Raw genomic sequence first — 22,100 nt, 5'->3', positions numbered from 1 at the left:
AAAATAATAAGTTCACTAACTACACTGATATCTCTGATGAAGCTGATAGCAGTTTATCGGTATTATAGTAATGATACTGGTAGTAATATGCAGAATCTTGAGAATTAACATCATTGATCACCAGTCCTAAAATATTAAGCTCTGATTGATCTAAAATTGCTCTCGTTCTGATGGCAGCGCCAGAATCAAGTACCTCAGGTCTAGCTACAATTAATACTCCATCAGCTATCCGCCCTAAGACAATGGCATCAGCAACAGCCAGTACTGGTGGCGTATCTAAGATTACATAGTCATATGCGCGAGACCAATCACCGATTAAGTTAGTCATGTGCTGTGAGTCAATTAAAGTCAATGGGTCTGGAGGTAGAACTCCACTTGAAAGAATATCTAAATTAGGAACTACTGATTCTAAAACCGTTTCTAGTTGAGTTTCTCCAACTAAAATATTACTCAAGCCAGAGGCATTTCCTAGTCCCCATATTTTATGCTGAGATGGTCGGCGCATATCCACATCCACTAATAAAACCCTTTTCCCTAACTGGGCGATCGCTACGGCTAAATTAGCTGATACTGTAGATTTTCCTTCACCTGGAACTGAACTTGTAATAACAATGGCTTTAATTTGGCGATCAGAATTTAAAAATCTTAAACTTGTTTGTAACATCCGATATGCTTCACTGGCAGGGGCGCGGGGATTATCACGGACAAACACAGTTAAGGCAGTAGTATTTTCTGGTTCGCTCACCGCATTTAAAATGGAAATCTTAAAACTTTCTAAACTAGATGCAAAACTACGATAGGCTTTGGACTTACGAATTTTAAGGTAGAGCTTACTAAGCACAGATTCAGGATTTCTAAGCACAAAAGCTGGTAAATTTTCTAGTTTTCTAGTTGCAAAGTTAGGCAGTATACCCAGTAATGGATAGCCAAAGAGCCGTTTTATATCCTCACCACTTCTGAGTAAGTTATCTCGACTATTAAGGAGCAGAGCGACAGAGATAGCGGCAACTATACCTAGGACTGCACCAGTTGTTAAGTTGTTACTAATTTTGGGCGAAATTGGCACACCTGATGGGACTGCGGGCGAAAGGATACGTGCATTTCCAATATTCTGCTCCTCTGTTAGTTGAATGTCCTGTTGTTTTACTAACAGACCTTCGTAGGCAGTGCGGCTAATCTCAACCGCTCTCTGTAGTACAAGCAGTTGTTGCTCTAACTTGGGAATATTTACTAATCTTTTCTGGTACTCAATAAATGAGTCATTAATAGTGGCAATTTGCTTCTCTAGCCCGACGCGCTCAATTTCTTTTGTTACTAATTGGGTAATTAGTTCTAATTGGGCACCGCCTATTTGCAAATCCTGATCAGATATAAGCTCATTGGTTCCTAAAGTTTCTTTTATTCGCTGTTGTAATAGTTTTTGAATAGGTGCCCTTTGCTCCATGAGCACTGTAATCGTGGGATAGTTATCTGTGTAGGTAGCTCTTAGAGTAACTAGTTGGGAATCTATCTTTTGAAGATCGGAAAGGGTCTCTTGTACTGGTTTAGACGCAGATAGTTTTGTTAAAATTATAGCTTGCTCACTTGTAAATCCGAGACGGGTGCGTATGTCATTAATTTCACTATTAACTTTGGCAAGATCAGATTTGCTGGCTGTAATCTGTGTATCAAGGCTCGTTACTGCTGCAACTGCTGACTGTGCCTCTGCTTCGGGGAGATATGCTTTGTTAACTTCTTTGAATCTACGCAGAGCTGCTTCTGCTTGTCTTAAGGAAATTTGTAGTTTAGGTAACTGCTCGTCAATAAATTTACGCGCACTAGCAGTATCCTCTCGATTAGTTAGTAGATCATTATCAATATAACTCTTCATTAGACCATTGACTATTTTTGCCGCATCTTGAGGGCTTGAACTTAGATAGGAAACTTGAATTACATCGGTGTATTTAATAACATCAAGAGAGAGTGGCTTTAAAAAAACATCGTTATCAAGTGGAAGAGCCAAAGCCTTGATTGTTTGGGCAACCACAGGGGTGGAACGAATCACCTGCAATTGAGTATAACGAGGGTCACCTGCCACCGTGTCAGAGATTTGAGCTACGGAATTTACTCCAGTTAGGGTATTAGATTGCCTTTGAGATTTGAAGAGTAATGATCCTGTGGCTTGATAAATTGGTTTTTCTTGAAAGGTAAGGAATGCTGAAACTCCAAATACTAGACTGAATATACTAATTTCTAAAAACCAGTAGCGACGTACTATGGATAGAAGTTCAAACAGGGGATTTTTATCTTCTGCTGGGGATTGGTTCATAAGTCAAGTACAAGATTAGAATTTAACAGCCTATATTACACTTGGTGGACTTAACAAGTATAAACATAGAAGTATGATTTGATAAAAGTTACATATATGGCGGTGTTTTTATTTATACTCAGTTAGCTAAGTAGAATATTGTATATACGGTTCAGCCCAAAAAGTTCCAATAGTTTACAGCAAAATGAGTTTTTACAGTGCGATCGAGATCATCGACTGCAAAGAAGAGTTAATTAAAATCCCTGATACGTTTCTTTTTATGGAGCCCCATGCCTACGAAAAATTGGGTGCTCCCTACGGTTTGCGATCGCCTTTTTATTTAAGGTTAGGAGTTGTCAAAAGATTGGAAATTGCCCTTACTAATCTACATAAACAGCATCCAACGTGGCGGATTAAAATATTTGATGCCTATCGTCCTGTGGCAGTGCAAGAATTTATGGTCAACCATACAAAACAGCAACTGATTCAGGAGCTAAATATAGATATAAACGATCCGATCCAAGTCCAAGCAGTTATGACTAAGGTTTATCAGTTTTGGGCAGTGCCTAGCCTTGATCCAACTACTCCACCTCCTCACAGTACTGGGGCTGCGGTTGATTTAACTTTAGTCGATGAAAATGGCAAAGACGTAGATATGGGGGGAGAAATTGATGAAATTAGCGATCGCTCAAAACCTCAATACTATAAATTAGCTACTACTTCTGAGCATAGACAATTTAATCAGCATCGACAGTTATTGTGGGATTGTATGAGGTATGCTGGATTTCAACGGCATCCCAACGAATGGTGGCACTTTTCCTATGGCGATCAAATGTGGTGTTGGCTAGAAAATGCTGCTAATCCAGACCTTCAACCTCAGACGGCACGGTATGGTAGAGCCTAGGATATAATTTCCCCATCTTGAATGTGAATGATCCGCTTAGTTTGCGCCGCAATATCTGGTTCATGGGTAACTATGATGATAGTAATACCCTGTTCATTAAGCTCAGTTAAAAGTTCCATTACTTCTTGGGATGTTTTGGTATCCAATGCCCCAGTTGGTTCATCTGCTAATACTAAGGCAGGTCGATTAATTAAGGCACGGGCGATCGCTACTCTTTGTTGTTGTCCCCCTGAAAGTTGACTAGGACGATTAGATAAACGACTGGCTAGACCAACTCTGGTTAGTGCCTGGATGGCTCGTTCTCGGCGTTTTTGCGGTGGGACATTAGCATAGATCATCGGCAACATTACATTTTGTAGGGCTGTGGATCGAGCTAAGAGATTAAATTGTTGAAATACAAAACCAATTCTCTGATTCCGAATATAGGCAAGGCGATCGTCATTGAGGGTAGTGAGATTTTTACCTTCGAGGAAATATTTGCCAGAGGTGGGGCGATCAAGGCATCCAATAATGTTCATGAGCGTGGACTTGCCTGAACCAGAGGCTCCCATGATTGCTAAAAACTCACCCTCATTAATTGATAGATTAATATGCTTGAGGACAGGCACATTCATGGTTTCAAGGCGATAGGACTTAGTAATCCCTTGCATTTCAATCATTGCTGCCATAATTTGAGATTAAATATGCTTTGGCAAATATTTTGGTAAATATATAGTCTGATTTATTAGCAATAAAGTTCAATTAAAAATTATTGTGCTTTTTAGCTTTATGCGGCACGAAAGAAATATCAAACCAGAACGGGTCTTTTCCCTGCGATCTTGCTTTATCCGTTTTTTCTTGAGGGTGCGACCTCCACTTGATGAACCATTACTGCATAAGGATTCTGACTTTAGGTAATTTAGACTCGATGAAAGGCTTAACAAGCAAGGCTTTTGCAAATCTTAGAAAGTATCATATTTATCATATTAAGGTCGTACCCTAGACTGCAATAATTACCTTATTTGGTGGACTTATAAATATTGGCATAGTTTAGCTGTTGGGTAGGTTCCACCTTTAAGCCTTTAATTTGCGATCGCCCAAAGGCATATTCTTTGTTTTGCCACAGGGGGATAAACGGCACATCACGGGCAAGAATTTCTTGAATTTCTATAAGTAGAGCGGAACGTTTTTGGGGATTTAATTCAATGCGTTGCGTGGAGATGAGATCATTAATTTCAGGGTTGTAGTAAAAAGCTCCTTGATATTGCGATCGCCCCTTAATACATCCGTTTTGGAGATTACCTTGATCGCAGGTGAGAAAAGGCTGGAGGAAATTATCTGGATCAAATATATCGGGAACCCAATCTAAGAAGAATGTGGGATATACGCCCTGATCTAAGTATCCATAGGCAGTGGTAGTATCAACTTTTTCTAATTTAATTTCTAAAATTTTACCGACATCACGGGTGATCGCTGCCTTGAGCGTACTTAAAACTAAATCGCCATTGCCTGCATATTTCGGAGCATACCAAAAGCTAACTTGGGCGGGATTAGTGTCGCTGTATCCTGCTTCGGTTAAAAGTTTTCTTGCTAATTTGCCGTTACCATCACCGTAGAGATTTTGAAAAGTGGGTTTATAGTCACTCAAAGTTTTAGGGACAAGACTATAAAGGGGAATACGTTGATTTTGAAAAACTCGTTCTGCTAATAGGGGGCGGTTAATGGCAGCAGCGATCGCTTGGCGGACTTTAATATGATCTAAGGGGGACTGCTTAACATTTAGTACCATATATAAAATTACCGAACCCTGATTAGAGGCAATATTCCATCCGTATTTATTGGCATTTACTTCCAAGTTATGAATCTGGGCGGGACTAAGGGTTTGCCACGCTACATCCACACCGCCAGTCTTAAAAGAGTTGAGTAAATTGGCATTAGAAGATATGAATTGCAGGTCTATGCCAGCATTTTTAGGTTTTTCGCCCCAATAGTCAGAGAAGGGATTTAGTCTTAAAATATTACCTTCAATGTATTCTGCGACCTGATATACGCCTGTACAAATTGCCTGATTAGGTAAAAATCCTGAACTATTCCCATAGGCTTTAGGTGAAATGGCGGCAGCTCCAGTAAATGCCAGGAGTTTTGGGAAAAATTGCGATCGCTCCTTTAAGGCAATTTCTAGCTCGGTGGGATTAATCGCTGTAACTGATTTAACAATATCTGCCAACAAAAAAGCGGGCGCACCACCAAGTTTAATAAAGCGATTCAAAGAAAAAGCCATTGCCGAAGCATTAAAATCTGTCCCATCATGAAACTTGATCCCAGACTTAAGGGGAATACGATAGGTTAAGCCATCATCACTAATTGCAGGAAAATCAGCAGCGAGTTCGGGAATTAAATCCGTAGTTCCAGGTTTATAGGTATAAAGGCGATCGCAGACATTAAATAAAATATTCCCCGACAGTAAATCATAGGCATCGGCAGGATCAAGGGTGCGAATAGTACTGGTGGTGCCGATTGTAATTCGACCTGTTGGGTTATTGGCGACTTGGGAATTATTACAGCCAAATAGTAGAGCAGAAAAAAAGCCGACTAACAAAATGCTAATCAGCCCACCATAAAAATACTTAATGCTTGATCGCAAATTTATGAACCTTGACATCAAATCTCCAGTAGCTCAATCAAAGTTTAATCATATCAGGACTATTTGCATACTATTTTTAGATACTTTCTACAAAATTATGGATAAAAATTAAGAACAAAAAACTTTAAAACAACTTTGCGATCGCTGGCTTTGTAACTTTGCCCATGGGATTGCGGGGTAGCTCAGGTAAAATTAAAATCTGACTTGGCACTTTATAAACTGCTAAATGCTGCTTTGCCCAACTGCGAAAATCGGATAATGGCAACTCAGGTGCTGGTGATTTTAAAACCATTGCGGCACAGACTCGTTCACCCCATTCAGGATCATTAACTCCAACAACAGCGCATTCTTGAATATGGGGATGGGTTCTGATTACTTCTTCGATTTCCAATGCCGAAACTTTATAACCGCCCGTTTTTATAATATCAACGCTGATTCTGCCTAAAATGCGGTAGTTACCATCTTCACATACAGCTAAGTCACCTGTGCGAAACCAGCCATCGATAAAGGCTTTAGCTGTTGCCTCTGGATTTTGCCAATATTCTAAAAATACTCCTGCTCCCTTAACTTGAATTTCTCCTGCGCTTTCCCCTTGTTCTTGAATTAATCGCACTTCCACATTTGGTAACGGTTGACCCACATAGCCTGCCAAGCGATCGCCCTGCACAGGATTAGATAAAGCCATCCCAATTTCCGTCATCCCGTAGCGTTCTAATAAAAAATGCCCTGTGATCCTTTGCCAAGTTTCTAAAACTGATTTGGGTAAAGCTGCCGATCCAGATACCATTAGGCGCAATTGGTTAGCACTGGCGGATAGTTCCTGTTGTTTTTGTTTAGATGCCTTTTGCCAAGCGGAAATTAGCTTTACATAAATGGTCGGCACTGCCATAAATAGGGTTAAATCCCCTGCGCAAATCCGATGCCAAACCAGTTCAGGATCAAATTTAGGGATGATCACACATTCCGCCCCCACCCACAATGCACAGAGTAAAACATTAACAATGCCATGAATATGATGGAGGGGTAAAACGTGGAGAATGCGATCACTTGACTGCCATGCCCAAGCCGTCACTAGACTAGTAATCTGTGCCTCAAGGTTAGCGTGGGTGAGAACTACTCCTTTAGGTTTTCCAGTAGTACCACTGGTATAAAGAATTAAGGCAGGTCGGGTAGTTTCAATTTTGGGAAGATGATTAAAGGCTGATTCTGCCACAGATTCAAAAACTGGTTCAAAAAAATTACAAGTCAAGATAAATCGTAAATTATGAGTGTGGGCGATCGCCTGTAAAGTAGCAGCAAAATCGGGATGGGCAATAACTACTGAGGCTCCAGTATTCCTAATCACATACTCTAATTCAGGTAAAGGATGAACCACACACAAAGGCACGGCAATACCCCCCGCTCGCCAAATTCCCCATAAAGTTGCTACATAATCAAAGCCAGAGGGAATTAAAAAGGCTATTCGTTGATTTTGTAAATCCTGATTATTTTCTAGTAAAACCCTAGCTATTTGTTGGGAAACAGTAAGTAAATCTTGGTAAGTAAATTTCTGTTCAGTTTCTTTTTTGCTAACGGCAATCGCGATATTTTGACTAAATTCTTGCGCTCTACTAATTAATGGAAGAAATGGCAGATTCACGGTTTTTTACCCGATTTGATCACTCTCAGCATATATTAATCTGTGTTGGCATCCTATTGTAAGCTTACGCAGTAATGAAAATTAGTCGTCGTCAGTTGTTATTTTTGGGCGGTGTAGTTGGTGGAGGAATTATCACTGGTGCTGCCCAGAGAGTTTTATCTAGCTCTAGTAATGTATCTAGTATTTCCAATGTTCCGCAGGTAAAATCTGAATCTATCCCATCATCTAATGCGATCGCTAAAGTTCCGATTGCGCCCAAGGGTTTGTTTGCGCCTGTGCGTGGAGATGTGCGAATTTTAGTAATTAGCGATCTAAATAGTGCCTATGGTTCTACCGATTACGAACCCCAAGTTACTCAATCCATCCAAATGATTCCTGATTGGCAGCCAGATTTAATTCTTTGTGGCGGGGATATGGTGGCGGGACAGTATCCTTCCCTAACTAAAGCTGAAATTGAGGCGATGTGGGCAGGATTTGATCGATATATTGCCAAACCCATTCGCCAGACTAAAATTCCCTACGGATTTACCATTGGTAACCATGATGCTTCAGGGGCATTATCCGTTACTGGCAAGTTTTTATTTGGTAACGAACGAGACCTAGCATCCGCCTATTGGAATAATCCCCAAAATGATCCTGGGTTAAAATTTGTGGATCGGGCAGGTTTCCCTTTTTATTACACCTTTGAGCAGAATAATATTTTTTACCTAGTATGGGATGCTTCCACAGGGCAAATTCCTAAAACCCAGTTGGTATGGGTAGAGAAAGCCTTAGCTAGTACAGCCGCCCAAACCGCTAAAATGCGGATAGCGATCGGACATTTACCCCTCTATGCCGTGGCAGTAGGTCGGAATGAAGCTGGGGAGATTCTGGCTGATAATGAAAAATTGCGATCGCTACTGGAAAAATATAAAGTCCATACCTATATCAGTGGTCATGATCACGCCTATTATCCCGCCCGCAAAGGTAAACTGGAGCTTCTTCATGCTGGTGCTTTGGGAAGTGGACCTCGACCTTGGTTAAATAGCAAACTCCGCCCGATTAATCCCCTAACGATTATTGATATTAATTTAAACTCCCAAACCACAGACTACACTACCTACAATATGCAAACCCTAGAGGTTGTCGATCACCAAACTTTGCCTCGGATGATTACTAGTGTGGCTGGAACTGTGCTGCGCCGTGATCTTAAAGCTGAGGATTTGACCTCTGAAGAGCGATCGCTGCTTAATCTTTAGCTAACTTTCTGTATATGCCCTAATCATCGCTTGGGTTCCTTGCTCACTGCCCCCTTCTAATTCATTCACGATCTGAAATAGGCGATCGCTTGACGGTAGTTGCTTGAGTATTTCAAGCTAAAACATATCAAACCTCAAGCAGAAGTCTTTGCTAACTTCAATGATTGGGTAAAATGAGATCACCGTATAAATAACAAAATTATAAGAGAATGTTAAATTTTGAATTTTTAGAGGAGAGTTGGACAGAATGGATACATATCTACGAATCGGCAATGGCAGCAGTTATTTATACAGAAAGTGATCCTTTAGTAGCATGTATGTATGCAAGACGTGCATTAGAAATAGCTGTCAAATGGATGTATAAAAATGATCCTGAATTATCTTCTAGCAATTATTCTAAAGATAGCACTCTCTATGGACTAATTACCCTAGAAAAATTTCAATCTTTTGTAGACCCGATGATCTTGATAAAATGTCAAGTAATTACACAATTTGGCAATAGAGCAATACATGAGTTAGATTCAATAGAATCAGTGGAGGCAAAAAATATAGTCATAAGACTTTACGAGGTTTGTCTTTGGTTAGCTAGTACCTATCCAAATTCTCAATATAAGTCTACTAAATATACTAGGGGCTATATTTCAAAACTATTATCTGAATTAAAAATATCACGTTCTGTAAAGCCACCATCTTTTGATAATAAGGGAATTGGAAGTCTAACAAGAAATACAATAGGTCAATCGATGGGTAAATTAAATTACTCTAATAAAGAAAAAGAACTATTATCTTTGACTATTAAAAAAGCTCTTGAAGAGTCATTTTATAAAAGGCAAATATCAATAGCTAAATCTCATTCAAGTATGGGTAAGCGCATAATCCATAATAAATACATAGAATTTCTGGAAAATTTTAAACAGGCAGTGAATTCAACTGTAAAAGAAGACATTATTGAGCATTTTATTCAAAAAAACTGTGCATATTTTAGACAAACTACAATCGAAGAGTTTACCAAGTATAAAGAAGATATTTTATTAGACTTTCGTCAAAAATTGAATGAATGTGAAGCTTTTTTTTGTAAAACTCTGTCTACAGAAAATTTTATTTTGACATCTCAACAAGAACTGCACGAATCTGAAAATGCCGATGATAGAAAAGCATCTCAATAAGGTGCTGAGTAAATATATTTAGAAGAATATAACTAGCCATTGAGATAATCACAACGATGTTTCAATACTTGCGGAACATTATGATGGCTCCACTGAACACCCGAAATCTTTAATCTAGATTAATCATCGACTCAAACCCTCCTGAGCCTTTCAAGGTATATCTAAACTTGACTAACTTCCTAAATATGCCCTAATCATTGCCTGGGTTCCTTGCTCACTGCCGCCTTCTAGTTCATTCACGATCTGAAATAGGCGATCGCTTAAATCTACCCCTAATAAATTTTCAGAATCACCTACAGCTTTGACAATGCGTAAATCCTTCAGAATATGCTTAACCATAAATCCGGGGGCAAAATCTTGATTGGCTACTTTTATCCCTAGATTTGATAATGCCCAAGAACCTGCGGCTCCACTGCCACAAACTTCAATCATTAAATTTGGATCGATGCCTGTTTTTTGCGCTAATAAAACTGCCTCACAAATGCCCATCATATAGGTTGATACTAATACCTGATTACAGAGCTTAACCGCTTGACCACTGCCTAAACTCCCACAGTAATAAATATTTTTGCCGATCATATCTAGGTAGGGTTTTGCTTGATCAAAATCTAAGCGATCGCCTCCCACCATGATCGTTAAGGTACCATTTCTGGCACCAATATCACCACCAGACACAGGGGCATCTAAAAACCTGAGTCCCCTTGCTTCTAAAAGCTTGCTAATATTTTGGGCGGCATCACTACCAATGGTGCTGGTGTCTATCACTAATGCCGATTTATGTTCAAGGTTTGCCACCTGATTTACTAAAATTTCGGTCACATCAGGAATATCGCCTAAACAGGAAAAAATGACATCCGCATCTTTAACGGCATCCTGCAAATTAGCGGCAATTGTTACTCCCGCATCACTGGCAACTTTAATACTTGAGCGATCGCTCGTCCGATTCCAACCCACCACCGCACAGCCGAAACGGGCAAGATTTGCAGCCATGGCACTACCCATTACGCCTAGACCCAGAAAGGCAATTTTAATCGTCATTAATTACTCTTTTTACTCTTTTCTCAAGATAGTTGATCCACCTTCAAGTTGGAGTTCATTACCATTACGACTATATCTATACACGTTTCCTCCCACCCTAAGCCTTACAAAATTACCATCTATTTCATAGGTACCGTCACCAACTGCTGTCCCAACTGTTAACTCGGCTTTATTATCAGATTTAAATTTAACTGATATATTTGTTTCTCCAAAAATTCCTCTTGATTCCATTCCCGAAAAAGTACTGCCCGCTAAGCCATCACCACGCAAGAAACCAAAGACTACAACTATAAAAATAACAACCCCAATAATGGGTAAAACTAAAGGCTTGAATAAAAAGTTTTTAACTGTCTCAGTACCTTTACTAACTTGTTCACTCTCTACTAACGCTTTTGCTGACTGAGCTAGCTTATCCGCATTTTCCTTGTTAACAACTTTACCAATAGATTCAACAGCAGCCGTAGCAATACCAGAAAGTTCTCCCTTCAGTAAGTATATGGCGGTGGCTTTATTCCCATCTACGGGCTGAAAATCTACATTTTGACCTATTTTAATTTCAGCTTGACTACGATAATCATCGGCTGTAAATTCGTAGCGATCTCCATTACTACTCTTGATCAATCCTTCTTTTGAGTTTGAGTTGTAATCTAAAATCTTGCCTTCCATAGTAATGCTTCCTCCAAGAAAATTTTAAACTCAATATAGCCTTTAGAATTTAAAACCTCAAGATTTTAATTATCACTAAATAAGTGATCAAAATAACTGACTCACTCTATGTATTTAAAAACACAAACCTTTAATTTGATAGAGTTTTACCAATTACCTATGCTTTGAATAGGAGTAAGTTAATGGATAAATTTGCATAGAACTCCTGCCGTTGACTTATACTATGGATTGAATATAATGCAATCCTAAAATCCCCTAAAATCTTAAAATTGCCAACAAAGTTCCTCAACTTTACTTTTTCTAGAATTTCTGTTGGGACTGAGGCTACATACATACAAAAATGATTGAGATCAGTAGTAAATGACGGAATTGATTCGATTGGATGGGGTATCCCTCTGGCGGCGCACTCAGGAAGAATTTTCCTATGATCTCAAAAAAACAATTCTATCCCTCCTTGAAGGCAAGTATCGCCAACCCGCCAAGAAACTCGTACTTGACAATATTAATTTAGATGTCAAAGTTGGAGAAAAACTAGGCATTATTGGTGCCAATGGTTCAGGAAAATCAACTCTTCTGAAATTGATCTCTGGCATATTGGAGCCGACGACTGGTACTGTGCGGGTGCGAGGACAAATAGCCCCATTAATTGAACTGGGGGCAGGTTTTGATCCAGAGATATCCGTCACAGATAATATTATTCTCTACGGGATTATGTTGGGCTTTACGCGGGAGCAGATGAAGGAAAAAATAGCTTCAATCTTGGATTTTGCTGAACTCTATGACTATGCCCTAGTCCCTGTAAAGGCTTTATCTTCAGGGATGGTTGCTCGATTGGGCTTTGCGATCGCCACCGATGTCCAGCCAGAAATTTTAATCCTTGATGAAGTCTTATCCGTAGGAGATGAAAGCTTTAGGCAAAAGTGTAAACGCCGTATGGATAGTCTTTGGGATGATCAAGCCACAGTTTTAGTCGTGTCCCATGACTTGGAATTTATGAAACAAGCTTGCGATCGGGCAATCTGGATAGACAAAGGACAAATTAAGTTTACTGGCACTACAACCGAAGCAGTTGATTATTATCTCAAGACAGTTAATACTAGCTCTCACTAGAACCAATATAACGACTACTTAAAGACATCGCTAAAATGCCACTGGGGTAGGTTATTATGCAACTTGTCTATATCTTGTTTATAAAATAGCAGTTCATAATAGTCTAAAAATAAAAGCACAGTACATTCTATGAAACCAATCACCCTCCTTGGTTCTACTGGATCAATTGGTACACAAACCCTTGATATTGTCAGCCAGTATCCAGATCAGTTTCGAGTTGTGGGGATGACCGCAGGTGGAAATATTGAGCTTTTTGCCCAGCAGGTTTTACAGTTTAAGCCCGAAATTATAGCGATCGCTAATCCTGATAAATACTTAGCTCTTAAAGAGGCAATTAGTAGCCTTAAGTCCCAACCGATTATCCTTGCAGGTACTGAAGGGGTGGAAACCGTTGCTGCCTATGGTGATACTCAAACCGTAGTTACAGGTATTGTTGGTTGTGCTGGTTTATTACCCACGATCGCCGCCATTAAAGCCAAAAAAGACATTGCCCTTGCCAATAAAGAAACACTCATTGCTGCAGGATCGGTAGTCATGCCCCTAGTGCAGGAGTATGGTATTAAAATTTTACCTGCCGATTCTGAACATTCAGCCATTTTTCAATGTTTACAAGGGGTTCCTGAGGGGGGATTACGGCGCATTATCTTAACCGCTTCTGGCGGTGCCTTTCGTGATCTGCCAACGGAAAAACTAGCTGCAGTCACGATCGCTGATGCCCTCAAACACCCTAATTGGTCAATGGGTAAAAAAATTACGATTGATTCTGCCACGCTAATGAATAAAGGCTTAGAAGTAATCGAGGCACATTATCTATTTGGTGTAGATTATGACCATATCGAAATCGTGATTCATCCCCAAAGCATCATCCATTCTTTAATTGAACTGGAAGACACCTCGGTTTTAGCGCAATTAGGACTCCCAGATATGCGATTGCCTTTACTCTATGCCTTGTCTTACCCCGATCGCATTTCCACAGACTGGACAAGATTGGATTTAGTCAAATCAGGAGACTTAACATTTAGATCGCCCGATCATTTCAAATATCCTTGTATGCAACTTGCATATTCAGCAGGACGGGCAGGTGGGTCGATGCCAGCAGTACTCAACGCCGCCAATGAACAGGCAGTGGATTTATTTTTAAATGAGAAAATTACATTTTTACAGATTCCACAATTAATCGAACAAACCTGCGATCGCCACGACCATATCACTAATCCCAATCTAGAAGATATTATTGAAGTCGATACTTGGGCAAGAACAACAGTTCGAGAAATAGTAGCCAAATCAAATTAATTAGTCCATCAATTCTGAGACAAATTTGGTGACATGACATGACTAACAGAAGAGAAGTCTTAGGAAGTATTTTAGGGTTATTTGGTAGTGCCAATGCTCAGGCTAATGATAAAACCAACAAGATTATCAAGCCTCCCGTTCTCAAAAAAGGCGATAAGGTGGGGATGGTTGCCCCCGCTAGTAATGCTTACGAACCTGAGGAAATTGCGATCGCCAAAGAGAACATGGAACAATATGGCTTAGAGGTGGAATTAGGAAAATATATCAATGCCCAAAATGGCTACCTTGCGGGTACGGATGCAGAACGGGCAGAAGATATTAATACCATGTTTCGGCGGAAGGATATTAAAGGGCTTGTGACTTTCTCTGGTGGATATGGCTGTAGTCGTATTTTACCGTTTTTAGATTATGCAGCGATTCGGAAAAATCCCAAGGTGATCATTGGACATAGCGATATTACGGCTTTAATTTTAGGCATTCATAGTCAAACGGGATTAATTACGTTTCATGGCTCTTCAGGTTTAACAGGTGTGGAGCAGTATGCGATCGCCAGTTTTAAAAATACAGTTATGTCCACAAAAAACATTGGTCAGGTGGCAAAACCGCCTAACAATAATCGCAATAATCGCCTAATTACCATTAGATCAGGCAAAGCTACAGGGCAGTTAATTGGCGGGAATCTGACCTTAGTTACTAACCTATTAGGCACACCCTACGAGCCAGACACAAGGGGTAAAATCCTGTTCTTAGAGGACATTGGCGAAGAACCCTATCGTATAGATCGAATGTTGACCCAGCTATGGTTAGCAGGGAAGTTTGACCAAGCCGCAGGTATTGCCCTCGGACATTTTGTTGATTGTGTTCCCAAGGAGTATCAAGCTAGTTTTTATCAAACCCTGAGCCTAGAAAATATTCTTCGCGATCGCTTCGGTTCCTTAAAAATTCCCGCTTTATATAACTTGATGTTTGGTCATGTTACCGATAATGCGGTACTGCCCATTGGGGTGATCGCTACCCTTGATGCCACTGCTAAAACCTTAACAATCAATGAAGGGGCGGTGATCTAAGGTGTCTTTATCCTAGGCAAAGTCAAAGCAGATTGGCAGTTGAGGAATTATGAATTCTTGTTTTTATATTTTTTGTACCACTGCGCTAGTTTGGTTGGCTGAACTCCCCACAGATAGCCAATAATCATAATTTGGTTAATTAGGGTAGTTGAAAAAATCCCTAACTTTTGCCAACGGCGTGCCGAAGTGGTTACCGCTAAAGGGGAAATTCTGATTCTGCCCTGTGTTCTTAGTTGCAGAATGATCTCAAAATCTTCCATAATGGGTAAATCCCTAAATCCACCTAGTCTCAGGAACTTTGAGGTGTTCATAAAAATTGCTTGATCACCGTACGGCATTTGACATAGCTGCGATCTCATACTAACTCCCCATTCTACTAGCCGCAATCCCCAACCTTTGCCATTAATTTTAAGTTTGAATGCCCCAGCTATAGTTCTTTTAGTTGGTTGAGCTAAAATTTCTCTAACAGACTGCTCAAATCCGAAAGGTAAAACCGTATCCCCATGTAAAAATAATAAAATCTCCCCAGTGGCAATACTAGCTCCTAAATTCATCTGTTTTGCTCGCCCTGTGACTCCAGAAACTACTTTTATACTTTGGCTTTGAGCGATCGCTACGGTTTGATCGGAACTACCAGCATCAACAATAATTATTTCCACATTTTCAGCATTAGCAATACTTTGCAGCACCTTTGCTAAATTTTCAGCTTCGTTGAGGGTGGGAATAATAATGGAAATTTTGGGATTGCAATCAACCTGCTCATTTTGCCTTCTTACCTGTTCCCAAATGCTTAAATCTTTTGCCGTATCCACATCAGTCAAGGTGGGTAAAACAAACTGACTCATTCTCAAGATTTCTGCCATATTTACAGTTTTTAGGAATACCTCTGATGTACTCCAGGGTATATTTATGAATAGTTCTGGCACAAATTTTTGCAAGCCAATTAGGTAATATCCACCATCATTAGCGGCTCCTAAAACTAAGTCATGATCTTGTAATTGCGAAAATCCTTGACCTAAAATCTTGGCATCTAGTTCGGGGCAGTCGGTACCAATGATGATTACAGATTTACTACCATTATTAATTGCGGTTTTCAAGGCATAGATCAGGCGATCGCCCAGAGTTTCTCCAATTTGTTCTTGATAGTCCAGATCATCTCCTAACCATGCCTGCATTTCTGCTTTTGTACCGCCCGTAAACCATACTTCTATAGTTATATTTCGGATTAATCTTAGGGTTCTGGCTTGCTTAAGAGTTAGCTCTGCCATTTGGGTATAAATTGCTGTGGTAGCCTCTGCACCTAAGTCTGGAATTAAACGGGTTTTAACCTTTCCAATTGTAGGATAGCGAGCAAAAATGATTAGATGTTCTTGACGATCTGGAGATACCATCAACTATTCTGTCCTCCCAATACCTAGACTACGCAATGTAGGAGAATTGTAGATCAAATGCAAAATTTAGTTTTACTTGGTGGTGGTCATAGCCATGCGATCGCTCTACGGTTGTTAGGTTTAAATCCATTACCTCAAGTACGTTTAATTTTAATTTCTGATGTGATGGAAGCACCCTATTCAGGAATGTTACCAGGACATATTGCAGGATTGTATAGTCATCAAGAATGTCATATTAATTTATTGAAACTCGCAAATTTTGCCCAGGCGGATTTAATTTTAGATCGCGCGGTCAGCTTGGACTTAGAGCATCAATTAGTGATCTGTCAAAATCACGTCCCTGTTCCCTTTGATTATTTATCCATAGATATTGGAAGTACGCCAGCTACAAATTTAATTTCTGGGGCTGAATATGCCATTCCTGTTAAACCTGTGCCTCAGTTTTTAGAAGATTGGGAGAATTTTTTAGAGGAGATTAAGGTAATTAAACAGAGTGATCGCCTATCTTTACCCAAAATTGGTATAGTGGGCGGTGGTGCAGGTGGGGTGGAGTTGGCACTAACTATGCAGGCACGCACGGACTGTAAAATTCATTTATGTCATCGTTCTTCTACATTAATGTCGGGCTATGTTCCTGATATTGGTCATAAATTTGCTCAACTTTTACAGCAACGGGGCATAAAGCTGCACCTAAATCAAACTGTGAATGCTATTACTGAAGATATATCTAATAAAGCTCTGCACTGTAATTCTGGGCTTACTATTAACTGCGATCGCATCTTTTGGGTCACAAATGCCACCGCCCCCGACTGGATTAAAAATTCTGGAATAGCCACGGATATTCAGGGTTTTATTGCCATTGATCATTCTTTGCGATCGCTTTCCCATCCGAATATATTTGCCACAGGTGATATTGCCACCATTAAAGATGATCCAAGACCCAAGGCGGGGGTATTTGCGGTGCGTCAGGGTAAACCTTTATATCAAAATCTGCGACGGGTAACTTTAGGAAAAACTCCTATTCCCTTTTATCCGCAGAAACAACATTTAGCTCTCATTGGTACTGGTGATGGTCGGGCGATCGCCGTAAGAGGCAGAATTATGATCGGTGCATCTAAACTACTATGGATTTGGAAAGACAGGATTGATCGCAAATTTATGGCGCAGTTCGTTCGACTTTAAGATTCATTTTAAGTATTCATCAATCACTATTTGCCCAAGATTGAAATAACTAGTAATATTCCCCCAAATGCCAGACGGTACCAAATAAATATCCAAGTGGATTTAGTTTTTAAGAATTCAATTAAAAAAGCGATCGCCAAGTAGGAAAAAATAAAGGCGGAAATAATACCCACTGCTAGAATGGCAAAACTATCAACATTTTTAATAACCTTAATTGATTCATACAGCGTAGCGATCGTCAAAGTCGGTAGCCCCAACAAAAAAGAAAACCTCGCCGCCGTTGATCTTTCTAATCCCAAAAATAAGCCCGTAGTTAAAGTTGAACCAGACCTAGATACGCCCGGAATCAATGCTAAGGTTTGACCAATGCCAACGAGAATACCATCTTTAATTTCTAAGGTTTCAAAGCCCCGTTTTCTACTGCCAAATTCTTCCGCCAATCCCAAAAGTATAGCCATGACTATGGAGGCGATCGCAATTACGAGAATACTTTTAGGTAATACATCCTTAAATATATAACCCACGGCTAAAGCAGGGATGGTACCAACTCCGACTCCCACTAATAACTTCCATTCCTCCCGTTGCCAATCCTTATTTTGAAATGCCTCAGTTGCCCCTCCGAAAATATTACGCAAATCCGCCCAGAAATACCAAACCACTGCGAAAACACTGCCAAGTTGGATCGCATCCACAAAGGCTTTCTGCCCAAGATTTTCCCAGCCCAAAAAGTGGGTAAACACAATCAGATGAGCCGTGCTACTGATCGGTAAGAATTCGGTAATACCTTGGATAATACCTAAAACGAAAGCTTGAAAGTATTCCATAGAAAATTAAGCAGGAAATTAATGGTAGCGAAAGTCCGTTTTGAACTATACCCTACTCGAACCCAAAAACAAAATACTCAACCGCTTGCAAAGATAATACAAACAGGTAATGACAACAAAAAATAACAGGGTAAATCCAACAAAATGCTGACTATCCAAATTATCTAAAACGATCCTAACCAAGGCGATCGGCTTAGTCACAATATTCCAGCTATTAAGTCGATTAAACCGACCTAAATATACACCCACCGCTGATAGAAGATGAATACCCAACTCAAACCAAATTCCTGTAGAAATTAAATTTAAGGATTTAAGATAGTCACTCAAGCGCTGTAAAGAGAACACATAACACAAAAATCCAGCCACAAAAAAGCAACTGTACTGCGGCAGAATTAGTAACAGCAAACCACTACGGGAAATCGGCTCTTCTAAGTTATCAACTAAATGAATAATGTCTGTCAAAATATAGGCAGCATTAGGCAGGAAAGCTAAAAATGCCCCAACTCCCAGCCACCAGATTAAGTTATGCCGATGGTTACTCCAATTTTTAGAGTTATGTTTAAATAAAACTAGACTTAATGCCAAGGGTAAAAAGGCAAGAAATAGGTTCCACCCCATCCAACCCAAATTCGTAGTAAACAATTCCCAAGCTGTGGACATAGTGATCTGAAATCTGGTTTAGACTTATTCTACTGGATCAATAAATTTCCTATGAATTTAATACTCTATAGCAAGCCTGATTGCTGTCTATGCCTTGGATTAATGGAAAAGTTGGAGCAAATTCAAGAGCTAGATGTATTACCACCTGTATTAATCGAAGTAAGGGATATTACTACTAACTTAAACTGGTTTGAAAAATATCAGTACGAAATCCCAGTGCTGTGCGTGCTTAAGGATAATATGGAACAGGAACTACCAAGAATTTCGCCGCGATCGCCAGTTTCTAAGCTTCAGCAGTTACTTTTAAAGTATGTGTAAATTATGTGATTAATTAGCTGGAGTAACTAAACCTACTGTGCGGGAATTTTAATTTATATATACTGGGCATAATTATCTAGTCAATATATTGGATTGGGAGTCTTGAAAAGTCAAACTAGTCAAAGTAAATTTCAAGGCAAAGCTCAGCCTAAATTTAAGGTCTCCTTATCCGCATTTTTGGTAATTCCTTTTTTATTGCAAATTTTTGCGATCGTGGGGGTAATTGGTTGGCTATCCTTTCGCAATGGGCAGACCGCAGTCAATGAAGTTGCTTCAGAATTACGCAATGGCATTAGTGAACATATTAAAGATCAAATGGAGAGCTATATTGCCCTGCCACCTTTGATTAATCAGATTACTGCTAATGCGATCGCCACGGGACAGATTGATCTTAATAATGAAGAGATACTGAGCCGACATTTATGGAAACAGATTGTCACTTTTCCGACTACCACCTTTCACTATATTGGCAAAACTAACGGCGAGTTTTATACAGCACGGCGATTTCCTTCGGGGCAGGTGGCGACGGGAGTGGCGAATTCCAGTACTAATCAACAGATAGATTATTTTAGTACCGATCAAAATGGCGATCGCCTTCAACTTTTAGAAACCGTACCAAACCGCTTTGATCCTAGAAGTCGACCTTGGTATAAAACTGCCATAGCCACAGGTAAGCCGACTTGGACAAAAATTTATCGTCACTTTGTTACTAAGGGACTCACTATTTCTGCAGCGCAACCCGTTTACGGACAATCAGGAAATTTAGTAGGGGTTGTATCCACGGATTTTGTGTTTCTAAGAATTAACGAATTTCTGCGTAGTCTCAAAATTGGCAAGTCGGGACAGACTTTTATTATGGAAAAATCTGGGGCATTAATTAGCACATCCACGGATGATCCAATTTTCACCATTCAAGGTAGTACCACCGATCGCCTATTTGCCCAAGCCAGTAAAAATGAGATCATGCGGCAGTCAGCACAAAAACTATTACAACAAAAGGACGATCTAAATCCCAAAAATCCCAAAGAGTTTGAGTTAAATATTGCTGGAGCTAAATACTTTGCCCAAGTTTCCCCCTTAACAGATTCGATGGGTATTGACTGGTTAATCGTAGTGGTGGTTCCAGAGTCTGATTTCATGGATAAAATTCAGCAAAATACCCAATCTACAGTTGCCCTTTGTGCGATCGCCCTTGCTACCTCGGCGATAATTGGTACCCTTGTTGCCCGTAAAATTGCTAAGCCCATTCTCAATCTATCTACGGCTGTTTCTAATTTAGCGAATCACGAAGATGCCGTGATCATTCCCGAAGAAGGCATAGAAGAATTACAGGTTTTGGCTAGGTCTTTTAACACAATGGCTAATCGTTTGGAATCAACGTTTATTGACCTCCACCATTCCGCCTATCATGATCCGTTAACTAATTTACCCAATCGTTCGGCATTTATATATAGCCTTGAAAATCGCATTGCGCGCCGTCAAGTCGAACCAGATTATCTATTTGCTTTACTGTTTTTGGATTTAGATCGGTTTAAGTTGGTTAATGATTCTCTCGGGCATCTAATTGGGGATTTGCTCTTAATAGCTGTGACCAAAAGACTACAGTCCTGTCTGCGTAAAACCGATATGATTTCCCGATTTGGGGGTGATGAATTTATTATTCTCCTCAATGAAATTCCCAACATTGAGTTTGCTAATCATTTTGCTGAAAGAATTCAAAAGAGTCTGAATCAACCCTTTGAGATCGAAGGACATCAAATTTATACCAGCACTAGTATTGGTATAGTTTCACCATTGAACTCCACTGGTTCGCCCCAAGATTTACTCCGTGATGCCGATATTGCTCTATATCAAGCTAAGCAAGATGGTAAAGCTTGTTCCAAAATTTTTGATGCTGCCATGCACGATCGAGCTAATGCCCTCCTAGAGTTGGAAACTGATCTGCGGCGGGCGATCGCATTACCCATTAATATCGAAGAATTTGTAGTTTACTATCAACCAATTGTCAAAATTTCTAACCTAGAAGTAGTTGGCTGCGAGGCTTTAATTCGCTGGAATCACCCCACCCGTGGATTACTAAATCCCGGATTATTTTTATCAGTGGCTGAGGATATGGGAGCGATCGCCACTATAGATTTATGGGTACTTAGACAGGCTTGTGTCCAAATGCAAACATGGCTTAAATCCCATCGACATATTTCGCTAAAACAAGTAAGCGTGAATCTATCTAGCTTGCTATTCCTTCAACCTAACTGGATGCAATACATCTATCAAATTTTAGAAGAAACTGGTTTAGAACCAAAGCATTTGAAATTGGAACTAGTGGAAAGTACGCTGATGGATAGCACCGATGCCACACGGGTAGGGCTCGAAAAACTGCGAAGTGCTGGGATTAGTTTAGATATTGATGATTTTGGTACAGGTTATTCTTCATTAAGTTATCTCTGTCGATTTCCCTTAGATACGATTAAAATTGATCGTTCCTTTATTATCAGTTTAGAAAAAGAGAATCTGGAAATTGTTAAAGCGGTAATTCTGTTGGCGCAAAACCTTAATATGCAGACCGTTGCTGAAGGTGTAGAAACCGTAGGACAGTTAGAGATTTTACGCAAGTTAGGCTGCGATCGCGCCCAAGGATACTTTTTCTCTCCCCCAGTTCCTGCCGAGGAAATTATTAGACTTTTCTAGCTTTTT

Annotated in this window: 18 protein-coding genes; 9 read left to right on the top strand and 9 right to left on the bottom strand. The window is 39.9% G+C overall.

The annotated features are described in order from the left end of the window. Nucleotides 1-19: 19 nt before the first annotated feature. Nucleotides 20-2,308, bottom strand: coding sequence for a GumC family protein (locus SYN7502_RS13695; protein WP_015169375.1), 2,289 nt, complete (start codon nucleotides 2,306-2,308; stop codon nucleotides 20-22). A gap of 184 nt (nucleotides 2,309-2,492) precedes the next feature. Between SYN7502_RS13695 and SYN7502_RS13690 the strand changes: the two genes are divergently transcribed. Beyond that, nucleotides 2,493-3,191: a M15 family metallopeptidase gene (locus tag SYN7502_RS13690; protein WP_015169374.1), complete on the top strand. Its 699-nt coding sequence runs from the start codon at nucleotides 2,493-2,495 to the stop codon at nucleotides 3,189-3,191. On the opposite strand, the gene SYN7502_RS13685 is transcribed toward SYN7502_RS13690, so the two are convergent. The 3 genes from SYN7502_RS13685 to SYN7502_RS13675 form a co-directional block, all read right to left on the bottom strand. Next, nucleotides 3,188-3,859: an ABC transporter ATP-binding protein gene (locus SYN7502_RS13685; RefSeq protein ID WP_015169373.1), complete on the bottom strand. Its 672-nt coding sequence runs from the start codon at nucleotides 3,857-3,859 to the stop codon at nucleotides 3,188-3,190. The genes SYN7502_RS13690 and SYN7502_RS13685 overlap by 4 nt on opposite strands. Before the next feature lie 329 nt (nucleotides 3,860-4,188). Further along, the gene (locus tag SYN7502_RS13680; protein ID WP_015169372.1) at nucleotides 4,189-5,832 is read right to left on the bottom strand and encodes an ABC transporter substrate-binding protein; all 1,644 of its coding nucleotides are present in this window, start codon (nucleotides 5,830-5,832) and stop codon (nucleotides 4,189-4,191) included. 106 nt (nucleotides 5,833-5,938) lie between these two features. Further along, a complete protein-coding gene (locus SYN7502_RS13675) occupies nucleotides 5,939-7,453 on the bottom strand; it encodes an acyl-CoA synthetase (protein ID WP_015169371.1) in 1,515 nt (504 codons plus the stop codon). 74 nt (nucleotides 7,454-7,527) lie between these two features. Here SYN7502_RS13675 and SYN7502_RS13670 point away from each other — a divergent pair, with 74 nt between their 5' ends. Together SYN7502_RS13670 and SYN7502_RS13665 are read left to right on the top strand one after the other, a co-directional pair. After that, nucleotides 7,528-8,691: a metallophosphoesterase family protein gene (locus tag SYN7502_RS13670; RefSeq protein WP_015169370.1), complete on the top strand. Its 1,164-nt coding sequence runs from the start codon at nucleotides 7,528-7,530 to the stop codon at nucleotides 8,689-8,691. Between the two features lie 209 nt (nucleotides 8,692-8,900). Continuing rightward, complete coding sequence (locus SYN7502_RS13665) at nucleotides 8,901-9,857, top strand: DUF4145 domain-containing protein (RefSeq protein WP_015169369.1); 957 nt, start codon at nucleotides 8,901-8,903, stop codon at nucleotides 9,855-9,857. 171 nt (nucleotides 9,858-10,028) lie between these two features. On the opposite strand, the gene SYN7502_RS13660 is transcribed toward SYN7502_RS13665, so the two are convergent. Both SYN7502_RS13660 and SYN7502_RS13655 read right to left on the bottom strand, forming a co-directional pair. Beyond that, a complete protein-coding gene (locus SYN7502_RS13660) occupies nucleotides 10,029-10,895 on the bottom strand; it encodes an NAD(P)-dependent oxidoreductase (RefSeq protein WP_015169368.1) in 867 nt (288 codons plus the stop codon). Nucleotides 10,896-10,907: 12 nt separating this feature from the next. After that, complete coding sequence (locus tag SYN7502_RS13655) at nucleotides 10,908-11,561, bottom strand: hypothetical protein (protein ID WP_015169367.1); 654 nt, start codon at nucleotides 11,559-11,561, stop codon at nucleotides 10,908-10,910. Between the two features lie 360 nt (nucleotides 11,562-11,921). On the opposite strand from SYN7502_RS13655, the gene SYN7502_RS13650 reads away from it, so the two are divergent. The 3 genes from SYN7502_RS13650 to SYN7502_RS13640 all read left to right on the top strand — a co-directional run bounded on the left by SYN7502_RS13650 (nucleotide 11,922) and on the right by SYN7502_RS13640 (nucleotide 15,031). Beyond that, a complete protein-coding gene (locus SYN7502_RS13650) occupies nucleotides 11,922-12,671 on the top strand; it encodes an ABC transporter ATP-binding protein (protein WP_015169366.1) in 750 nt (249 codons plus the stop codon). Between the two features lie 129 nt (nucleotides 12,672-12,800). Continuing rightward, nucleotides 12,801-13,964 (top strand): 1-deoxy-D-xylulose-5-phosphate reductoisomerase, encoded by a 1,164-nt coding sequence (gene dxr, locus SYN7502_RS13645; RefSeq protein ID WP_015169365.1) that lies wholly within the window; start codon nucleotides 12,801-12,803, stop codon nucleotides 13,962-13,964. Nucleotides 13,965-14,002: 38 nt separating this feature from the next. Next, on the top strand, nucleotides 14,003-15,031 hold the full coding sequence (locus SYN7502_RS13640; protein ID WP_015169364.1) for a S66 peptidase family protein: 1,029 nt from the start codon (nucleotides 14,003-14,005) through the stop codon (nucleotides 15,029-15,031). A 47-nt stretch (nucleotides 15,032-15,078) separates the two neighbouring features. On the opposite strand, the gene SYN7502_RS21040 is transcribed toward SYN7502_RS13640, so the two are convergent. Beyond that, nucleotides 15,079-16,422, bottom strand: a complete 1,344-nt coding sequence (locus SYN7502_RS21040) for a TIGR04283 family arsenosugar biosynthesis glycosyltransferase (protein ID WP_015169363.1) — start codon at nucleotides 16,420-16,422, stop codon at nucleotides 15,079-15,081. Nucleotides 16,423-16,479: 57 nt separating this feature from the next. Between SYN7502_RS21040 and SYN7502_RS13630 the strand changes: the two genes are divergently transcribed. Then, a complete protein-coding gene (locus tag SYN7502_RS13630; RefSeq protein ID WP_015169362.1) occupies nucleotides 16,480-17,604 on the top strand; it encodes an FAD-dependent oxidoreductase in 1,125 nt (374 codons plus the stop codon). Nucleotides 17,605-17,630: 26 nt separating this feature from the next. Here SYN7502_RS13630 and SYN7502_RS13625 read toward each other — a convergent pair whose 3' ends face one another. Together SYN7502_RS13625 and SYN7502_RS13620 are read right to left on the bottom strand one after the other, a co-directional pair. Further along, on the bottom strand, nucleotides 17,631-18,428 hold the full coding sequence (locus SYN7502_RS13625; RefSeq protein ID WP_015169361.1) for an undecaprenyl-diphosphate phosphatase: 798 nt from the start codon (nucleotides 18,426-18,428) through the stop codon (nucleotides 17,631-17,633). Between the two features lie 45 nt (nucleotides 18,429-18,473). Next, a complete protein-coding gene (locus tag SYN7502_RS13620; RefSeq protein WP_015169360.1) occupies nucleotides 18,474-19,088 on the bottom strand; it encodes a DUF1361 domain-containing protein in 615 nt (204 codons plus the stop codon). Between the two features lie 51 nt (nucleotides 19,089-19,139). Here SYN7502_RS13620 and SYN7502_RS13615 point away from each other — a divergent pair, with 51 nt between their 5' ends. Beyond that, nucleotides 19,140-19,406, top strand: coding sequence for a glutaredoxin family protein (locus SYN7502_RS13615; protein WP_015169359.1), 267 nt, complete (start codon nucleotides 19,140-19,142; stop codon nucleotides 19,404-19,406). 102 nt (nucleotides 19,407-19,508) lie between these two features. Continuing rightward, nucleotides 19,509-22,094, top strand: coding sequence for an EAL domain-containing protein (locus SYN7502_RS18425; protein ID WP_015169358.1), 2,586 nt, complete (start codon nucleotides 19,509-19,511; stop codon nucleotides 22,092-22,094). The last annotated feature ends 6 nt before the right edge of the window (nucleotides 22,095-22,100 follow it).

The organism is Synechococcus sp. PCC 7502, from assembly GCF_000317085.1.
Classification (GTDB): Bacteria; Cyanobacteriota; Cyanobacteriia; order Pseudanabaenales; family Pseudanabaenaceae; genus PCC-7502.
The sequence above is the reverse complement of the archived record's forward strand: the minus strand, read 5'-3'. Positions and strand labels throughout refer to the sequence as shown.